This is a genomic window from Actinophytocola sp., from assembly GCF_036555685.1.
Lineage (GTDB): Bacteria > Actinomycetota > Actinomycetes > Mycobacteriales > Pseudonocardiaceae > Actinophytocola.
On sequence record NZ_DATBKY010000264.1, the window covers coordinates 67,189 to 85,542 of the forward strand.

The 18,354-nt window shown below is 73.2% G+C and carries 15 protein-coding genes; 13 read left to right on the forward strand and 2 right to left on the reverse strand.

The genetic code is table 11. The annotated features are described in order from the left end of the window. Positions 1-60 precede the first annotated feature (60 nt). The 12 genes from VH969_RS26725 (at position 61) to VH969_RS26780 (ending at position 14,488) form a co-directional block, all read left to right on the forward strand. Positions 61-774: a response regulator transcription factor gene (locus VH969_RS26725; protein WP_331979054.1), complete on the forward strand. Its 714-nt coding sequence runs from the start codon at positions 61-63 to the stop codon at positions 772-774. Between the two features lies 1 nt (position 775). Beyond that, the gene (locus VH969_RS26730) at positions 776-2,176 is read left to right on the forward strand and encodes a sensor histidine kinase (RefSeq protein ID WP_331979056.1); all 1,401 of its coding nucleotides are present in this window, start codon (positions 776-778) and stop codon (positions 2,174-2,176) included. After that, on the forward strand, positions 2,173-3,117 hold the full coding sequence (locus VH969_RS26735; protein ID WP_331979058.1) for a TAXI family TRAP transporter solute-binding subunit: 945 nt from the start codon (positions 2,173-2,175) through the stop codon (positions 3,115-3,117). The genes VH969_RS26730 and VH969_RS26735 overlap by 4 nt, the downstream gene beginning before the upstream one ends. Positions 3,118-3,135: 18 nt before the next feature. Next, a complete protein-coding gene (locus tag VH969_RS26740) occupies positions 3,136-3,789 on the forward strand; it encodes a nucleotidyl cyclase domain-containing protein (protein ID WP_331979060.1) in 654 nt (217 codons plus the stop codon). A 38-nt stretch (positions 3,790-3,827) separates the two neighbouring features. Continuing rightward, positions 3,828-5,813, forward strand: coding sequence for a DNA ligase D (gene ligD / locus VH969_RS26745; protein ID WP_331979062.1), 1,986 nt, complete (start codon positions 3,828-3,830; stop codon positions 5,811-5,813). 61 nt (positions 5,814-5,874) lie between these two features. Continuing rightward, positions 5,875-7,395 carry an amidase gene (locus VH969_RS26750; RefSeq protein WP_331979199.1) on the forward strand — a complete coding sequence of 507 codons (1,521 nt, stop codon included), beginning with the start codon at positions 5,875-5,877 and terminating at the stop codon, positions 7,393-7,395. A 251-nt stretch (positions 7,396-7,646) separates the two neighbouring features. Continuing rightward, positions 7,647-9,212: a Na+/H+ antiporter gene (locus VH969_RS26755; protein WP_331979065.1), complete on the forward strand. Its 1,566-nt coding sequence runs from the start codon at positions 7,647-7,649 to the stop codon at positions 9,210-9,212. Between the two features lie 264 nt (positions 9,213-9,476). Further along, positions 9,477-9,578 carry a K(+)-transporting ATPase subunit F gene (gene kdpF / locus VH969_RS26760; protein WP_331979067.1) on the forward strand — a complete coding sequence of 34 codons (102 nt, stop codon included), beginning with the start codon at positions 9,477-9,479 and terminating at the stop codon, positions 9,576-9,578. Further along, positions 9,578-11,239 carry a potassium-transporting ATPase subunit KdpA gene (kdpA, locus tag VH969_RS26765; RefSeq protein ID WP_331979069.1) on the forward strand — a complete coding sequence of 554 codons (1,662 nt, stop codon included), beginning with the start codon at positions 9,578-9,580 and terminating at the stop codon, positions 11,237-11,239. The genes kdpF and kdpA overlap by 1 nt, the downstream gene beginning before the upstream one ends. Beyond that, positions 11,236-13,275, forward strand: a complete 2,040-nt coding sequence (kdpB, locus tag VH969_RS26770; protein WP_331979071.1) for a potassium-transporting ATPase subunit KdpB — start codon at positions 11,236-11,238, stop codon at positions 13,273-13,275. Before kdpA ends, kdpB begins: the two co-directional genes overlap by 4 nt. 4 nt (positions 13,276-13,279) lie before the next feature. Then, positions 13,280-13,918, forward strand: coding sequence for a potassium-transporting ATPase subunit C (locus tag VH969_RS26775; protein WP_331979073.1), 639 nt, complete (start codon positions 13,280-13,282; stop codon positions 13,916-13,918). Positions 13,919-14,008: 90 nt separating this feature from the next. Next, complete coding sequence (locus tag VH969_RS26780) at positions 14,009-14,488, forward strand: DUF1707 SHOCT-like domain-containing protein (protein ID WP_331979075.1); 480 nt, start codon at positions 14,009-14,011, stop codon at positions 14,486-14,488. On the opposite strand, the gene VH969_RS26785 is transcribed toward VH969_RS26780, so the two are convergent. Beyond that, on the reverse strand, positions 14,485-14,895 hold the full coding sequence (locus VH969_RS26785) for a hypothetical protein (RefSeq protein ID WP_331979077.1): 411 nt from the start codon (positions 14,893-14,895) through the stop codon (positions 14,485-14,487). The genes VH969_RS26780 and VH969_RS26785 overlap by 4 nt on opposite strands. Before the next feature lie 58 nt (positions 14,896-14,953). Here VH969_RS26785 and VH969_RS26790 point away from each other — a divergent pair, with 58 nt between their 5' ends. Then, on the forward strand, positions 14,954-17,170 hold the full coding sequence (locus tag VH969_RS26790; RefSeq protein ID WP_331979079.1) for a dehydrogenase E1 component subunit alpha/beta: 2,217 nt from the start codon (positions 14,954-14,956) through the stop codon (positions 17,168-17,170). Here the strand turns inward: VH969_RS26790 and VH969_RS26795 are convergent. Continuing rightward, positions 17,167-18,351 carry a mandelate racemase/muconate lactonizing enzyme family protein gene (locus tag VH969_RS26795; protein WP_331979081.1) on the reverse strand — a complete coding sequence of 395 codons (1,185 nt, stop codon included), beginning with the start codon at positions 18,349-18,351 and terminating at the stop codon, positions 17,167-17,169. The two genes, VH969_RS26790 and VH969_RS26795, sit on opposite strands and share 4 nt — an antisense overlap. Positions 18,352-18,354: the final 3 nt, after the last annotated feature.

The following is an 18,354-nucleotide window of genomic DNA, read 5'->3' on the forward strand; positions in this document are numbered from 1 at the left end:
TCCCTTGCGGGGACGATCGGCGTTCTGCACGGTGATGTGAATCACGTCGAGGAGGTCGCGATGACCGCGCAGCCACGGGGTCCGGTAGCGGTCGAGGGCGGGCGGCGGAACGCATTGCGTGTGCTGCTGGTCGAGGACGACGACAACTTCGCCGAGTCCGTCGCGAAGGTCCTCGCCAGGCTGGGGCACGAGCCGACCCGCGTCTCGCACGGTGGCGACGCCGCGGTCCGCCACCGCGACGCGGACGTGGTGCTGCTCGACCTCATGCTGCCCGACGGCAACGGCCTCGACGTGCTGCGCGGCCTGCGCAAGGTCACCGATGTGCCGGTTCTCGTGCTCACGGCGGTGGGCGACACCCGCACGCTCGTCCGCGCCCTGCACCTCGGCGCCGACGACTACCTCGTCAAGCCGTTCCGGGCCGACGAGCTGCTCGCGCGGATCGATGCCGTGATGCGCCGCAGCAAGCTCAGCGACCAGCCGCCGCCCCAGGTGGTCACCGTCCGCGACGTGGAGATCGACCTCGGCGCCCGGCGGGTCGTGGCCGGCGGCGCCGAGGTCTCGCTCACCGGCACCGAGTTCGACGTGCTCGCCACGCTGGCCCGCCGCCGCGGCACGGCCGTGGAGCGGGAGCGGCTGATGGACGAGGTGTACGGCGACGCCTCCCGCGCGCGCAGCCAGTCGCTCGGCGTCCACCTGACCAGCCTGCGCCGCAAGCTCGACCGCCCCGGCCTGATCGCCACCCTGCACGGGTTCGGCTACCGGCTGGAGGGCTGACGTGCGCCGCCGGCTGCTGCTCGTGCTGCTGGCGTTCTCGGTGCTCGCGGTGACGGCCTTCGCCTGGCCGCTGCTGGTGAGCACGGCCTCGGAGCGCACACAGCGGTTCGTGATCACCAGAACGGCCGACCTCGACCGGATCGCCGACGTCGCGCAGCAGGCCGTGCTGGAGCACGACAACGCCGATCTGCGCGCCGAGGTCCGCGCGTACCACGACCTGTACGCCGACGGCATGATCGTGGTCGACACGACCGGCAAGCCGCTCGCCGCCGCGGGCCTGTCGATGGACGACCCGGACGTGCCCGAGGCGGTCACCGCCGCGCTGCGCAACCAGCCGGCCGTGCTGCCGCACGACCTGCGCCCCTGGTCGGCCGACGACGTGCTGCTGGCCGTGCCCATCGGCACGGACACCCGGGTGAGCGGCGCGGCGGTGCTGCGCTCGTCGGTCGCGGCGGCCGCCGCCGACATCGGCAAGGCGTGGGCGCTGATCCTCGCCACCGCGCTCGCCGCGGCCGTCGTCTGCGTGCTGCTGGCCCTGCTGCTCGCGCGATGGGTGCTGCGGCCGCTGCGCGAGCTGGAACGCGGCGTGCTCGCGGTCGCGGCGGGGGAGCGCGACGCGCACATCGGCGAGCGTCTCGGCCCCCGCGAGCTGCGTGCGCTCGCCGGGTCGTTCAACCGCATGTCCGCCGCGGTGACCGCGGCCGCGGAGCAGCAGAGCCGCCTCGTCGCGGACGCCTCGCACGAGCTGCGCAGCCCGATCGCCCGGCTGCGGCTGACCGTCGACTCGCTGCACCGGCACGTCACGCCCGACGGCGAGGCGGGCTACCGGCGCATCCTCGCGGAGGTCGAGGAGCTGGAGTCGCTGTTCGGCAGCCTGCTCAACCTCGCCGCCGCGGACCGCACCGCGACCGAGCTCGCGGCCGGCGCCGGCGTCGAGGACAGTTGCGACGCCACCGAGCTGCTCGTGGAGCGCCGGGAGACGTGGCTGTCCGCGGCCGACCAGGCGGGCGTGCGGCTGTCCGCGCCGGAGTCGGACTGCCCGGTACAGCTGGCCCTGCCGGAGACCGAGCTGAAGCAGGTGCTCGACGTCGCCATCGACAACGCGATCAAGTACGCGGGCGAAGGCGCGCACGTGCGGCTGGACTGCGAGGTCGCGGCCGGGCGCGGGCGGGTCGCGATCGCCGACGACGGGCCCGGCCTGCCGGCGAGAGACCGGGCTGTGGCCACGACCCGCTTCTGGCGGTCCCGGCGTGACCACGCGAGCACGGGGTCGGGCCTGGGCCTCGCGATCGCCGAGCGGCTGGTCACCGCGCGCGGCGGCACCCTGCACGTGCTGGCCAACGTGCCGAAGGGGCTGGTCGTGGAGCTGACCGTGCCGCTGGCCGAGGAGGCCGGCCCATGACCGTCACCCGGCGCACGGTGTGCAAGGCCGGCATCGCGGCACTGGCCGCGTCGCTGGCCGGCTGCGGTTCCGACGGCTACCGCGGTCCGGACCGCACGGTCACGATCGCGGGCGGCCAGCCCGGCGGGTTCTACCTGGAGTTCGCGCAGTTGCTCGCGCGCGAGATCAACGCGGCCGAGCCCAGGCTGGCCTGCAAGGCGATGCACACCGGCGGCAGCGTCAGCAACATCGAGCTGATCCGCGACGGCCGCGCGGACATCGGCGTGTCCCAGATGGACATGGTGCTGTCCGCGCTGGACGGCCGCGACCCGTTCACCGAAGAGGTGCCCGTGCGCGGGATCGGCCGCATGTACGAGGACTACCTGCAGCTCGTCGTGCGCAAGGACAGTCCGGTGCGCACCGTGCAGGGGCTCGCCGGCCGGACGGTCTCGATCGGCGCGGAAGGCTCTGGCACGGCGATCTTCGGCGAGCGGCTGTTCGAGGCGGCCGGCGTGCCGTTCGTCCCCCAGAAGCAGTCCCTCGAGGACGCGGCCGACGCGCTGGGGCGCGGGCAGGTCGACGCACTGCTGTGGTCGGGTGGCGTGCCGACGCCCGCACTCGCCGAGCTGCACGCGCGGATCCGGCTGCTGCCGATCGCGTCCGAACTGCCCGCGCTGCGGGAGAAGTACAGCAACGCCTACCAGCAGGTGAACATCCCCGCGGGCGGTTACGACCAGGCCGGCACGCCGACGATCGGGGTCGCGAACCTGCTGGTGTGCGGGCGGGACCTGCCCGACGACGTGGCCGCCGCGATCACCCGCGTGCTGGTCGACCGAGCGGTGCGCCTGGTGCCCGAGCACGCACTCGGCGCCCAGTTCCTGGACCGCCGCACGTTGATCGGCCTCTTCGGCGTCCCCATGCACCCGGGCGCATCGACCGCGTACCGCCAACTCCACGGCTGACGGCAGGAGGTGATCGTCGTGCTCGAGGATCAGGAACTGTCCCGGCCGGGCTCGGTGCTCGGCTGGGTGCGCCGGTACGGGCCCCGCTTCCGCCCGCCGGCGGACCGCGGCCCGCTGTACCGGTCGATGATGGTGCTGGACGTGGCCGGCTTCGGCAGGCTGTCCAACCTCGCCCAGCTCCAGGTGCGCACCGCGCTCAACACGGCCGTGCGCGCCGCCTTCCGTACCGGCGGCGTGCGGTGGTCCGCACTGGCCGTCGAGGACCGCGGCGACGGCGCGATCATCCTCGCCCCGCCCACGGTGTCCAAAGTAGACCTGCTGGACCCGGTCGTCCCCATCCTCGCCGCCCGGCTGCGTGGGTACAACGCCGCCGCCGAGCCCGGGCTGCGCATCCGGGTGCGGGTGTCGATCCACGCGGGGGAGGTGCACCGGGACGCGACCGGCTGGGCCGGCACCGACCTCAACGTCGCCTGCCGGCTGGTGAGCAACCCGGCCGTGTCCCGCTACCTGCTGCAGCGTCCGGAGGCCGACCTGCTGCTGGTCGTCTCCGAGTCCGTGTACGACGGGGTCGTGCGGCACGCGTACCGGCGGATCGACCCGGCCACGTACGCGCCGGTGCACGTCGCCGTGAAGGAGCTGAACGCGCGCGCCTGGGCGCACGTGCCCTCCTGAGGGGCGCGCACCCGGCGGCCCGGGGTTGAATGGCGGCCATGCCAGCGCGGTCGTCAGGGGTGCCCGCGGCGGTGGCGCCGATGCTCGCCTCGCCGGGAAAGGGGCGGCTGCCCGACAACCCACGGTTCGGCTACGAGTACAAGTACGACGGCTACCGGGCGATCATGCGGGTCGCGCCGTCCGGCGAGCTGGTGCTGACCAGCCGCAACGACAAGGACCTCACCGACGAGTTCGCCGTGCTCCAGGGTGCGCTCGGCGACGCGCTCGGCGGACGGGCGGCGGTGCTGGATGGCGAGCTCGTCGTGCTCAACGAGTTCGGCCAGCCCGAGTTCGCGCTCATGCAGGAGCGTCGCGGCCGCTACCAGCAGCGGTACTCGGTCGCCGGGCTGGCGCTGCGCTACCTCGTGTTCGACCTGCTGCGCCTCGGCGAGGAGGACCTGACCGGGCTGCCGTACCGCGAGCGCCGCCGCCGGCTGGAAGAGCTCGAGATCCCCGCCGGACCGATCGAGGTGGTACCCGCGTTCACCCACGCCGGCCTGGCGAGCCGCGGCCGCACACCGGAGGACCTGCTCGCCGAGGCCGCCGAGGCGGGCTACGAGGGCGTCATCGCCAAACGGCTCGACTCCCGGTACTACCCGGGCCGCCGCACGCTCGAGTGGCAGAAGCACCCGCTGATCCAGACGCAGGAGGTCGTCGTCTGCGGGTGGCGGCCGGGCAAGGGCCGCCGCGACGGCATGGTCGGCGGGCTGCTGCTCGGCGCGCACGACCCGCACACCGGCGACCTGGTCTACCTCGGCGACGTCGGGACCGGGTTCACCGAGCGGGCGCTGTTCGACCTGCGCGACCGGTTCGCCCGCCTCGAGCGCGCGACCAGCCCGTTCGCCGCCGAGCTGGCCCGCGACGACGCGCGCCACGCGCGGTGGCTCGAGCCGGTCCTGGTCGGTGAGGTCGTCTACCGCCAGTTCACCCGCAGCGACCGGCGGCTGCGGCACGCGGCCTGGCGCGGCCTGCGCCCGGACCGGGAACCCGACGAGATCACCGTGCCCGAGCCCACGCTGGGCCGGCGACCGGGAGGAGCGCAGGCCGTGCCGGAACAACGCGCCGAACAGCGGGTCACCGTCCGGGTGGGGGAGCGGCGGCTGCAGCTGTCCAACTTGGACAAGGAGCTGTACCCGGACGGCTTCACCAAGGGCGAGGTGATCAACTACTACAGCCGTGTCGCGCCCGTGCTGCTGCCGCACCTGGCCGGGCGGGCGATGACGTTCGTGCGGTTCCCGGACGGCGTCGGCGGGGAGAAGTTCTTCGAGAAGAACATCCCGTCGCACGCACCGGACTGGGTCCGCACCGTACGGATGCCGAGCAGCGGCTCGCGCGGTGGGCACGGCGACCACATCGACCACGTCGTGATCGACGACCTGCCGACCCTGGTGTGGGCGGCCAACCTGGCCGCGCTCGAGCTGCATGTTCCACAGTGGACGGCAGACGCGACGGGCCGGCCGCGGCCGCCCGACCGGCTCGTGTTCGATCTCGACCCCGGTCCGGACACGACGATCGTGGAGTGCTGCCGGATCGCCGAGCGGCTGTACGACATCCTCACCGCGGACGGCCTCACCCCGGTGGCGAAGACCAGCGGCAGCAAGGGAATGCAGCTCTACGCCGGCATCACCACCCGCAGCCGCGAGCGCCCGTCGGAGTACGCGAAGGCGCTCGCCGAGCGGATCGCCGCACAGACGCCGGAGCTGGCCGTCGCGAAGATGGCGAGGAACCTCCGCCGGGGCAAGGTGTTCATCGACTGGAGCCAGAACAACCCGGCCAAGACGACGATCGCGCCGTACTCGCTGCGCGGCCGTGAGCTGCCGGCCGTCTCCACGCCGGTCGGCTGGGACGAGGTACGCGCGTGCGCGAAGCCCGCGGACCTGACGTTCACGGCGGACGACGTGCTGGACCGGGTCGCCGAACGCGGCGACCTGTTCGGCGTGCTCGGCGAGACCCGGTCGGCACTGCCGCCGAAGCGAGGCGGTTGACGGCCCGTGCGCGCACGCGATTAGCTGCGGTGTGCGGATCTTGCGCGTGGCCTCCCTGCTCATGTTGCTCGCGTTCGCGGTCGGCCCGCCGGCCGGCGCGGCGGGCGCGGAGCCGGAACCCGACCTCGACGCGGCGACGATCCCTCGGCTGCAGTCGCTCATGGACCGCGGAAAGCTCACCTCGGTCCGGCTCACCAACGCCTACCTCGACCGGATCCGCCGGCTCGACGGCAGGATCCACGCGGTGCTCACCACCGACCCGACGGCCGTGGCGCAGGCGGAGGCCAGCGACCGGCGCCGCGAGCGCGGCCACACGCGCGGCCCGCTCGACGGGATTCCCGTGCTGCTGAAGGACAACATCGACACGAAGCACCTGGCGACAACCGTCGGCTCGCGCGCGATGCGGACGCCGCCGGACCGGGACGCGACGCTGGTGCGCCGGCTGCGCGACGCGGGTGCGGTGATCATCGGCAAGGCGAACCTGTCGGAGTGGGCGAACTTCCGCTCCACCAGCGCGACGTCCGGCTGGTCCGGCGTGGGCTTGCAGACCAACAACCCCTACGTGCTCGACCGCAACCCGTGCGGCTCGTCGTCCGGCTCGGGCGCCGGCGTCGCCGCGTCCCTGGCGCAGGTCGCGGTCGGCACCGAGACCGACGGGTCGATCGTGTGCCCGGCCGGCGCGAACGGCGTCGTCGGGCACAAGCCGTCGCTGGGGCTGGTGAGCCGCGCCGGGATCGCGCCGATCTCCGCCGAGCAGGACACCGCGGGCCCGATGGCGCGGCACGTGGTCGACGCGGCGATCACGCTGTCGGTGCTGCAGGGCCGGGACCGAGGCGACCCGGCCACTGCGCAGATCCCGGCCGGCCAGCCGGACGACTACGCGCGGCTGCTGCGCCCGGATGCGTTGCGCGGCGCGCGGATCGGCGTCTACCGGCAGGCCGGCATCGACCCGGACGTGGACCGGATCGTCGAGGAGTCGGTGGCGACGCTGCGCGCGAAGGGCGCGACCGTGATCGACGTCGACGTGCCCTACCGGGAGCAGTTCGCCGCGGCCGAGCTGCCGGCGTTGCTCACCGAGTTCGCCCGGGACCTGCCGAAGTACCTGGCGCACCGGCGCGACGTGCCGCGGACGCTCGCGGAGCTGGTGGAGTTCGACAAGCAGGACCCGGTGGAGCTGAGCCGCTTCGGCCAGGAGCTGTTCGAGCAGGCGCTGGTCGCCCCGGCGCCGGACGACCCGGCGTACCTCATGCAGCGGGCCACCGCCACGTCGCTCGCGAAACGTTCGATCGACGAGACCATGGCCGCGCACGACCTCGACGCGATCATGTCGCCCACGAACGGCCCCGCCTGGAAGACGACGTACGGCGAGGGCGACGACGGGTTCCTGCTCGAGTCGTCCGGCCCGGCGGCGGTGGCCGGCTACCCGAACGTCGCGGTGCCCGCCGGGTACGCGGGCGAGCTGCCGATCGGCGTCTCGTTCTTCGCCGGCCGCTGGCAGGACGCCCGGGTGCTCGCGTTCGCCGCCGCGTACGAGGCCGCGAACCCGGTCCGGCACGCGCCTCGCCTCGTGCCGACGGCGTGACAGCTCAGTCGGCACGATCCGCACGCAGAGCCGTCGCCGGACGCCGCGCAGCTCGTCGTCGGACAGGCCGGTGAGGTGACGGGGCCGAGGTCGTTGATCATCCGGTAGGCCGCCGCCTGGTCCGCGGTCGGACGGCCGCCGAAGAGCACGTGCAGCCGGCACTCAGCCCGCCGGGCGCGGTACGGTGTTCCGGACGGCGCGCCGGGAAGTCTGGTCGGCACTCGGGCTGACGCGTGGGGAGGACACCGGCGATGCGTACCGTCGAGACGGTTCTCTTCCTTGTCGTCGTGGCGACGATCGTCGCGACGTTCGCGCGGCGGTTGCGGGTGCCCGCGCCATCCCTGCTCGTCGTGGCCGGGGTGGCGGTCGGGCTGGTGCCGGGAGTGCCGGCCGTCGAGGTCACGCCCGAGCTCGTCAGCCTCGTCGTGCTGCCACCGCTCCTGTTCGCCGCGGGGGAGGAGCTGCCGTGGCGCGACCTGCGCGCGGTGTGGCGGCCGGTCACCGTGCTCGCGGTCGGGCTCGTGGCCGTGTCCGCGCTCGTGGTCGGCATGGTCGCGGTCGCGTTGACGCCGTTGCCGCTCGGCATGGCGTTCGTGCTCGGGGCCGTGCTCGCCAGCACCGACCCGGTCGCGGTCACCGCGCTCGGCCGGCGGCTGTCGCTCCCGCCCCGGCTGCAGGCGCTGGTGCAGGCCGAGAGCCTCTTCAACGACGCCACCAGCCTCCTGCTGTTCCGCGTGGCGCTCTCGCTCGCCGTGGTCACCGGAGCGGTCTCCTGGGGCCGCGAGCTAGGCGAGTTCGCCGTTCTCGCGGGCGGCGGCGTGCTGGCCGGCGTGCTCGCGGCCGCGGGGGCCTACCTCATCCGGCGGCGCACCGAGGACCCCGTGCTGGAAGCGGTCGTCTCGCTCGTCACGCCCTATGCGGCCTACGTCGCGGCCGAGGCGGTCGGCGGGTCGGGCGTCACCGCGGTCGTGGTCGCGAGCGTCATCCTCGGCACCCAGGCGACCCGGCTCACCACCGCGCCGATCCGCCTCCAGCTCGCCGCCGTGTCCGGGACCGTCGTGTTCCTGCTGGAGAGCGTCGTGTTCGGGCTCATCGGCCTGCAGCTGCCCGCGCTCGTCGGCCGCATGCGCGACGAGGGCGCCGCGGCGAGCTGGCTGCTGCCCGCGCTGGCGATCACCGCGACGCTGCTCGTCGTCCGCGTCCTCTGGATGTACCCGCTCGCCGCGATCGCGCAGCGCCGCCGGGGCGGGCGGCGATTGTCGTGGCAGGTGCCGGTCGTGGTCACGTGGGCAGGCACGCGCGGCGTGGTCCCGCTCGCCGCCACCCTGTCGATCCCGTTCACGATGGACGACGGCTCGCCGCTGCCCTACCGCGACCTCGTGCTGGCGCTCGCCATCGCGGTCATCGTGATCACCTTGGTGGTGCAGGGTTTCACGCTCGCGCCGCTGGTCCGCCGGGCCGGCGTCGCGATGGATCCGGCCCACGTCGACCGCGAGCACGCCACCGCGCGTGCCCGCCTCGCCGAGGCCGGGATCGCGCACCTGGACGCTCTCGCGGAGAGCGAGACCATCCCCGAGCTCGTCCGCGAGCAGCTCCGCCGCAGCTGGCAGGCCCGGCTCGACCGCCTCCTGACCGACGAGGCCGAGCAGGCGGGCGAGAACCGGGCCGGCGCCTACCGGGACCTGCGCCGCGAGCTGCTGGCCGTCGAGGGCGCGGAGCTGAACCGCCTGTACGAGGCGGGTGCGATCACCGACACCACCCGGCGGCGCATCCAGCGCACCCTGGACCTGGAGAACGCCGGCCTCGGTGACGACTAACCGGTGACGACTAACCGGTGACGATCAGCTGGGGACGCGGTTCACCGGCGGCGTAGGGATTTCGTCAACGCGGCCGCGGCGGGCGTCAAGTTCGCGTCAGGCCCGGGTTCGCGGCCTCGTGGCGGGGCGACACTCGCGTCGTCGGTCGCCGTCGGGGTGGCCCGCCTTGAAGGGAACGTGGCCGATGGCCGATCTGGCCTACGCCGTGCTGCTCATCCTCGGCTTCGGTGTGCTCGTGCTGACCCTGCGCGGATTGGAGCGGCTGTGAGTGGTGTCGGCGTGCTGGCGAACGTCGTCGGCGGCGTGCTCGCGCTGCTGCTGATCGTCTACCTGTTCGTGGCGCTCGTCCGCCCGGAGAAGTTCTGATGTCGTCCACCGTGGCCGGCCTGCTGCAGGTCGGCATCCTCCTCGCCGTCCTCGCCGCGGTGTACAAGCCGTTCGGCGACCACATGGCACGGGTCTTCACGGACAAGAAGCACCTGGCGATCGAGCGCGTCATCTACCGGACCGTCCGGGTCGACCCGGAGTCCGAGCAGCGCTGGCCCGTCTACGCCGTCGGCGTGCTCGGCTTCTCCTTCGTGTCGATCGTGCTGCTGTACCTGATCCAGCGCCTGCAGCCGTTGCTGCCGTTCGACTTCGGCCGCGGCGCGGTGGCTCCGGGCATCGCGTTCAACACCGCGATCAGCTTCGTGGCCAACACGAACTGGCAGTCCTACGTGCCCGAGCTCGTCATGGGGCACACCGTCCAGATGCTCGGCCTGACCGTGCAGAACTTCGTCTCCGGCGCGGCCGGCATCGCCGTGGCGATCGCGTTGGTCCGGGGGTTCACCCGGTCGGCCACCGACCGGCTCGGCAACTTCTGGGTCGACCTCGTCCGCGGCACCGTCCGCATCCTGTTACCGGTCGCGTTCGTGTTCGCGATCGTGCTGATCGCGCTCGGCGTCGTGCAGAGCCTGAAATCCGGCGTCGACGTGACCAACCCGGACGGTTCGACGAGCCGGATCGCGCTCGCGCCCGCCGCCGGCCAGGAGGCCATCAAGGAGCTCGGCACCAACGGCGGCGGCATCTTCAACGCGAACTCCGCCCACCCGTTCGAGAACCCGAACGGCTCGACGAACCTCATCGAGATCTTCCTCATCCTCCTCGTCCCGGTCTGTCTCACCCGGACGTTCGGCACGCTCGTGGGCAACCGCCGGCAGGGCTACACGCTGCTGTCGGTCATGGGCGTGCTCTGGGGCGCGATGCTCGCGGTGATCTGGTGGGCCGAGGCACACCCGAACGGCCCGGCCGCACTGCTCGCGGGCGCCGCGACCGAGGGCAAGGAGGTCCGCTTCGGGATCGCCGGCTCGGCCCTGTTCGCCGACACCACGACCGGCACGTCGACCGGCGCGGTCAACGCCGCCCACGACAGCCTCACCGGCCTCGGCGGCGGCGGCACGTTGCTGAACATGCTCTTCAGCGAGATGACCCCGGGCGGCGTGGGCACCGGCCTGTACTCGATTCTCGTCATGGCGATCATCGCGGTGTTCCTCGCCGGGCTCATGGTCGGCCGCACGCCGGAGTACCTCGGCAAGAGACTCGGCCGGCGTGAGGTGACGACCTCGGCCATCGCGATCCTCGCGATGCCGACGCTCGTCCTGGTCGGCGCCGGGGTCGCGATCATGCTTCCCGGTACGCCGGGCTACCTGGGCAACTCCGGCATCCACGGCTGGTCCGAGATCCTCTACGCCTACACGTCGGCGGCCAACAACAACGGCAGCGCGTTCGGCGGCCTCACGGCCACGAGCCCGTGGTTCGAGTCCTCGCTGGGCATCGCCATGCTGCTGGGCAGGCTCGTCCCGATCACCGCGGTCCTCTGCCTCGCCGGTTCGCTGGCCGCGCAGAAGAAGGTCCCGGCGACCTCCGGCACGCTGCCGACCCAGGGACCGCTGTTCGCCTCGCTGCTGACGGGAACGATCGTCCTCGTCGCGGCGCTCACCTTCATCCCGGCTCTCGCTCTCGGTCCGATCGCGGAGGCACTCGCGTGAGCACCACCACCGAAAGTCCGCGGCGCTCCCCGCTGGACGCGCGCCAGCACCACGCGGAGAAGACCGGCCGCATCGGCGCCGGCGTCTTCCGCCCGCGACAGCTCGTCGAGTCGCTGCCGGACGCCTTGCGCAAGCTCGACCCGCGCCACCAGATGCGCAACCCCGTCATGTTCGTGGTGTGGGCAGGGTCGCTGCTGTCGACGGCGTTCGCGATCGGCGACCCCGGGGTCTTCACCATCGGCGTGGCGCTGTGGCTGTGGTTCACCGTCCTGTTCGCCAACCTCGCCGAGGCGGTCGCCGAGGGCCGGGGCAAGGCGCAGGCGGAGACCCTGCGGCGCACCAAGAAGGAGACGACCGCCCGGCGGCTCGCCGAGGACGGCACGGAGGAGGCCGTGCCCGGCGTCGAGCTGCGGGTCGGCGACCGCGTGGTCGTCGAGGCCGGCGAGATCATCCCCGGCGACGGCGACGTCGTCGAGGGCATCGCGACGGTCGACGAGTCGGCGATCACCGGCGAGTCGGCGCCGGTGATCCGCGAGTCGGGCGGGGACTTCTCGGCGGTCACCGGCGGCACCACCGTGCTGTCCGACCGGATCGTCGTGCGCATCTCGACGAAGCCCGGCGAGTCCTTCGTGGACCGCATGATCGCCCTCGTGGAGGGCGCGCAACGGCAGAAGACGCCGAACGAGATCGCGCTGACGATCCTGCTGTCCACGCTGACGATCATCTTCCTGCTCGCGGTCGTGTCCCTGCAGCCGGTCGCCGGCTACTCGGGCAGCCCGCAGTCGGTGATCGTGCTGACCGCGCTGCTGGTCTGCCTCATCCCGACGACCATCGGCGCGCTGCTGTCGGCCATCGGGATCGCCGGCATGGACCGGCTCGTGCAGCGCAACGTGCTCGCCACGTCCGGCCGCGCGGTCGAGGCCGCGGGTGACGTGTCGACGCTGCTGCTGGACAAGACCGGCACGATCACCTTCGGCAACCGCCGGGCGACCGAGCTGATCCCGGTGGGCGGCACGCCGATGCACGAGCTCAGGGAGGTGGCGCGGCTGGCGAGCCTCGCCGACGGCACCCCCGAGGGTCGCAGCGTGCTCGAGCTGGCCGGCGGGCCGGTGGCGCTGACCGAGCCGGCCGAGTACGTCCCCTTCACCGCACAGACCCGGATGAGCGGGATCGACATCGGTGGCCGGAGGATTCGCAAGGGTGCCGCGAGCGTCTTTCCCGCGACCGCGGAGACCGAACGGATCGTCGACGAGATCAGCGCGGCGGGCGGCACCCCGCTCGTCGTGGCCGAGAACGACACGGTACTCGGCGTGATCCGGCTGTCCGATGTGGTCAAACCAGCCATGCGGGAACGGTTCGCACAGCTGCGCGGGATGGGCATCCGCACGGTCATGATCACCGGCGACAACCCGCTGACCGCCCGGGCGATCGCGACGGAGTCCGGTGTGGACGACTACCTCGCGGAGGCCAGGCCCGAGGACAAGATGGCCCTCATCCGCGCCGAACAGGAGGGCGGCCGGCTCGTCGCGATGACCGGCGACGGCACCAACGACGCACCGGCGCTGGCCCTGTCCGACGTCGGCGTCGCGATGAACAGCGGGACCATGGCGGCCAAGGAGGCCGGCAACATGGTCGACCTCGACTCCGACCCGACTAAGCTCATCGAGATCGTCGAGATCGGCAAGCAGCTGCTGATCACCCGCGGCGCGCTCACGACGTTCAGCGTGGCCAACGACCTGGCGAAGTACTTCGCGATCCTGCCGGCCATGTTCGCGGGGATCTATCCGCAGCTGGACAGGCTGAACATCATGCGCCTGCACTCGCCGAGCTCGGCGATCCTGTCCGCGGTGATCTTCAACGCGCTGATCATCATCGCGCTGATCCCGCTCGCGCTGCGCGGCGTGCGGTACCGGCCGTCGAGCGCGTCGTCGCTGCTGCGGCGCAACCTGCTGATCTACGGCGCCGGCGGCATCGTCACGCCGTTCGTCGGCATCTGGCTCGTCGACCTGCTGGTCCGACTCGTCCCGGGAATGTGACGCCATGAACTCGCTCGTGAAGCAGACCCTTGCCGGACTGCGGGTGCTGATCGCGCTCACGATCCTGCTCGGGGTCCTCTACCCGCTCGGGGTGTGGGTCGTGAGCCGCATACCGGGACTCGAGGCCAACGCCGAGGGCTCGATCGTCACCGTCGACGGCAAGGCGGTCGGCTCGGACCTGATCGGCATCGACCCGGTCGCCGGCCACCCCAACGGGGACCCGAACCACGACCCGTGGTTCCACACCCGCCCGTCCGCGGACGCCGACGGCGACGGCTCGCCCGACGTGCTCGGCCCGGCCGACCCGTCGATCTCGGGCGCGTCCAACAAGGGTGCGTTCAACTCCGACCTCATCGCGACGATCAAGGAACGCAAGGAGATCATCGCCAAGCGCGAGGGCGTACCCGAGTCGCGGGTGCCACCCGACGCGGTCACCGCGTCCGGGTCCGGCCTGGACCCCGACATCAGCGTGGCCTACGCCGAACTGCAGGCGCCGCGGGTGGCGCGGGTCAACGGGCTGTCCGAGGCGGCGGTCCGCGAGCTGGTCGAGGAGAACACCGTCGGCCGCGACCTCGGCGTGCTCGGCGATCCCGGGGTCGACGTGCTCACGCTGAACCTGGCGGTCCAGGCGGCGAAGCGGTGACCCGGTCGCTCCGGCATCGGCAAGGGTGGGCGGCTGCGAACGACACGCGGACCGGGCGGAACCAGCCCCTTCCCGCCATACAATTCGCTCATGGCGAAGGCGAGTGACGCCGACGTCCGGATCAGCAACGCCGAGCGGGACGAGGCGGTCGAGACCCTCGGCGTGCACCTGTCCACCGGCCGGCTCGAGCTGGCGGAGTTCGAGGAGCGCAGCGGCCGGGCCGCGGCCGCGCGCACCCGTGGCGAGCTCGAGGCGTTGTTCACCGACCTCCCCGCGCCGCACCCGGACCTCAGCTCGGCGACCCCGCCCGCGCCGCTCATCCAGAAGGCCGGCCAGCTCGTCACCGACCCGGCCGGCAAGCGGAAGTCGAAGGAGCTGGTGGAGACCCCGGCCAGCAAGGGGCTCGAGGCGGTCGCCGGGCTCGCGTTCGTCTTCGGCATCCCGGGCGCGATCCTGCTGACGATCTTCGCCGGCGCGTGGTGGGTGTTCATCCCGGTCGCCTTCGTGATCATGGTCGCCGGCGGCGCGGCCGACGCGGCGAAGAAGAAGGCGACCCCGGGCGCGAGCTAGGAGCCGGACTTCCGGATCTCCCCGCCCAGCTCCTTCTGCAGCTCGCGCAGGTACTCCTCGGACCGCCCGGACAGCACCCAGCGGTCGCCCGCCAGGTAGGTGCCGCCGTACGCCGTCGCGTACTCCAGCCAGTCCTCCTCGCCGGCTAGCTTGTCGAACTGCAGGAACACGAAGTTGTCGCCGCCCGAGGTGCACGAGGCCTGGCGCAAGTCCTTCGCCTTGCCCGCGAGCTCCGGCTTGCAGCCGACCGCGGCCGCGAGCTCCTCGACCGTGTACGTCCTGCTCGACGCGGCCGGCGTGTCGCTCCTCGGTGCGGATGCCGGCTCGGCGTCGCCGCCCGAGCCGCAGCCGGCGAGCACGAGCGCGGCCGCGGCCACGAGCGTCGCCACTCGGTGGGTGGATCTCACGTCCTCCTATACGAGACCCGCGGGGGACCGCGTTCACCTGGGCGTACCGTCATCCGCGATGGCACAACGGGACCCGGTCGACGAGGCGTTCATCGCCGCCGTCCGCTCGCTCGCGCCCTCGCGGGTGGACGCCCGCATCACCGCCGCGCAGAGCACGGAGCTGTTCGACGCGCAGGCCGCGAGCCGGCACCTCGACCTCGCCGCGCGGTGGCTGCGGGCCCAGGGCGAAGGCTTCTACACGATCGGCTCGGCCGGGCACGAGAGCAACGCCGCCGTCGCGATGGCGCTGCGGCCCACCGACCCGGCACTGCTGCACTACCGCTCCGGCGGGTTCTACGTGGCGCGGGCCCGGCAGGTCGCCGGCCACGACCCGATCCGCGACGTCCTGCTCGGCCTCGTCGGCTCGGTAGAGGAGCCGATCGCCGGCGGGCGGCACAAGGTGTTCGGCCACCCCGAGCTCGCGATCATCCCGCAGACCTCGACGGTCGGCAGTCACGTGCCGCGCGCGGTGGGCGTGGCGTTCGCGTCGGACCGGGCGCGCACCTTGGGCGTGCTCGCGCCGTGGCCGCAGGACGCGGTCGTCGTGTGCAGCTTCGGCGACGCCTCGGCCAACCACTCCACGGTCGTCGGCGCGGTCAACTCCGCCTCCTGGTCGGCCTACCAGGGCGTGCCGCTGCCGCTGCTGCTCGTGTGCGAGGACAACGGGCTCGGCATCAGCGTGCCCACCCCGCCCGGCTGGATCGCCCGCACCTACGGCGACCGGCCGGACCTGCGGTACGTCCGGGCCGACGGCAGCGACCCGGCCGAGGTGTTCGCCGCCGCCGGGGACGCCGCGGCCTGGGTGCGCCGGCACCGCCGGCCCGCGTTCCTGCACCTGACCACGGTCCGCTTGATGGGCCACGCCGGCTCGGACGTGGAGACCGCGTACCGCTCGCCGGCCCAGATCGCGGCCGGCTACCGGCGCGATCCGCTGCTCGGCACGGCGCGGCTGCTCGTCGGGGCGGGCGTGTGGACCCCCGGCGAGGTGCTCGACCGGTACGAGGCGATCCGCGAGCAGGTGCGGCAGGAAGCGGAGAAGGCCCGCACGCGCCCGCGGCTCGCCACGGCTACCCAGGTGATGCGGCCGCTCGCGCCGCACCGGCCGGATGCGGTGGCCGAGGCGGCGGCCCGCGCCGGCGAGGCGCGTGCGGGGATGTTCGGCGGGAATCTGCCGGAGGACGAGCCGCCGTTGACGCTCGCGCAGTCGATCAACCGCACGCTGCTCGACGCCGGGGCCCGCCACCCCGGCCTGCTCGTGTTCGGCGAGGACGTGGCGCGCAAGGGCGGCGTGTACGGCGTGACCCGCGGGCTGCGCAAGCGGCTCGGCGCACGACGGGTGTTCGACACGCTGCTGGACGAGCAGGCCATCCTCGGGCTCGCACTCGGCACGGGCCTGTCCGGGCTCCTGCCGGTCCCGGAGATCCAGTACCTGGCCTACCTGCACAACGCCGCGGACCAAATCCGCGGGGAGGCGGCGACGCTGTCGTTCTTCTCGCAGGGCCGGTTCCACAACCCGATGGTCGTGCGCATCGCCGGCTACGCGTACCAGAAGGGCTTCGGCGGGCACTTCCACAACGACAACGCGGTCGGCGCGTTGCGCGACATCCCCGGGCTGGTCGTCGCGACCCCGGCGCGGCCGGACGACGCGCCCGCCATGCTGCGCACGTGCCTCGCCGCCGCGGCGGCCGACGGGCGGGTGTGCGTGTTCCTCGAGCCGATCGCGCTCTACCACACCCGGGACCTGCACGAGCCCGGCGACGAGCGGTGGCTCGCCCGGTACGCGCCGCCGGACCGGTGGGCCGCGGAACACGTCCCGATCGGGCGCGCGCGGACGCACGGCGACGGCACGGACCTGACGATCCTGACGTTCGGCAACGGGCTGCACCTGTCGTTGCGCACGGTCGCGCGGCTCGCCGCGGCGGGCGTGCACGCCCGCGTGGTCGACCTGCGCTGGCTCGCGCCGCTGCCGGTGGCGGACATCGTCCGCGAGGCCGAGGCCACCGGGCGGGTGCTCGTCGTCGACGAGACCCGGCGCACCGGCGGCGTCTCCGAGGGTGTCCTCGCCGCGCTCGCCGACCACGGGTTCACCGGCGCGGTCGCCCGCGTGACGAGCGCGGACAGCTTCGTCCCGCTCGGCGACGCGGCCGGCCTCGTCCTCGTCGACGAGGAGGCGATCGAGGACGCGGCCTGGCGGGTCGTGGGTTCGGTGCGCCGGTCCGGCCACGAGCGTGGCTAGCGTTTCGGCAGCGCGGGTGCCCGGGTGAGCACGTCCTCGTCGTGGAAGGCGAAGCTCGCCCCGTCGGTGCGGTACAGCTCCGCGTACCTCGCGACCTTGTCCGGATCCAGCCGGACGCCGAGCCCCGGCCCGTCGGGAGCGGACAGCGTGCCGTCCACATAGGATGCGAGCGTTCCGGTGAAGCCGGCGGTGACGTCGTCCGCGAGCAGCGCGCCGTAGGCCTGGTTGGCGTAGCGGAAGTTCGGGGTCGCGGTGAGGGCGTGCAGCGCTGCGGCGAGCGCGACGCCGAGCTCACCGAGGCTGTGCTTGACCACCGGCAGCCCGGCCGCCTCGCACAGGCCGGCGGAGCGCTTGAGGTTCAGCAGGCCGCCGTCCATCTGGTTGTCCACCGACAGCACGTCCGCGGCGCCCGCCCGGATCACCGCGAGCTGGTCGTACCGGGTCCAGCTCGCCTCGTTGGCGAGCAGGGGAGTACCGATCCGGCCGCGGACGTACGCCATCCCGGCGAGGTCCCGCCCGGACACCGGCTGCTCGACCAGCTCGAGCCCGAACCGTTCCAGCTCGGCGATCAGCCGCACGGCCGCGCCCGGCGACCACGCCTCGTTCGCGTCCACCCGCAACGCCATGTCCGGCCCGGCGCCGTCGCGCAACGCGGCCACCCGCTCGACGTCCTCCCACGGATCGTCGGCGCCGACCTTCAGGTAGCACGTGGCGAACCCGGCCGCCGCGGCACGCTTCGCCTCCGCCGCGACCTCCGCCGGTTCCCGGCGTGCCACGTAGTAGAAGAACTCGACCCGGTCGTGGAACCGGCCGCCGAGCAGGTTCACCAGCGGCTGGCCGCACGCCTTGCCGACGAGGTCCCAGCACGCCATCTCCACGGCCGCGATCGCGGGGCTGGTGGCGCGCACGTGGTGCCACGTGCCGACGAGCTCGATCCGCCGGACCAGCCGCTCGATCTCGAACGGGTCCGCCCCGACGACAAGTGGCCGCAGGCTCTCGACGACCGCGAGCACGATGCCGGCCGACGGGTAGGCAGCGGCCTCGCCGATCCCGGTGAGACCCTCGTCGGTCTCCAGCTCCAGCAGCACGCTGACCTGCCCGCGCCGCCGGCCGAACGCCCAGATCTCGTCGGCCAGGTACGGCACCGCGACGGGCGTGGCCCGCAGCCCGGTGATGCGCATGTC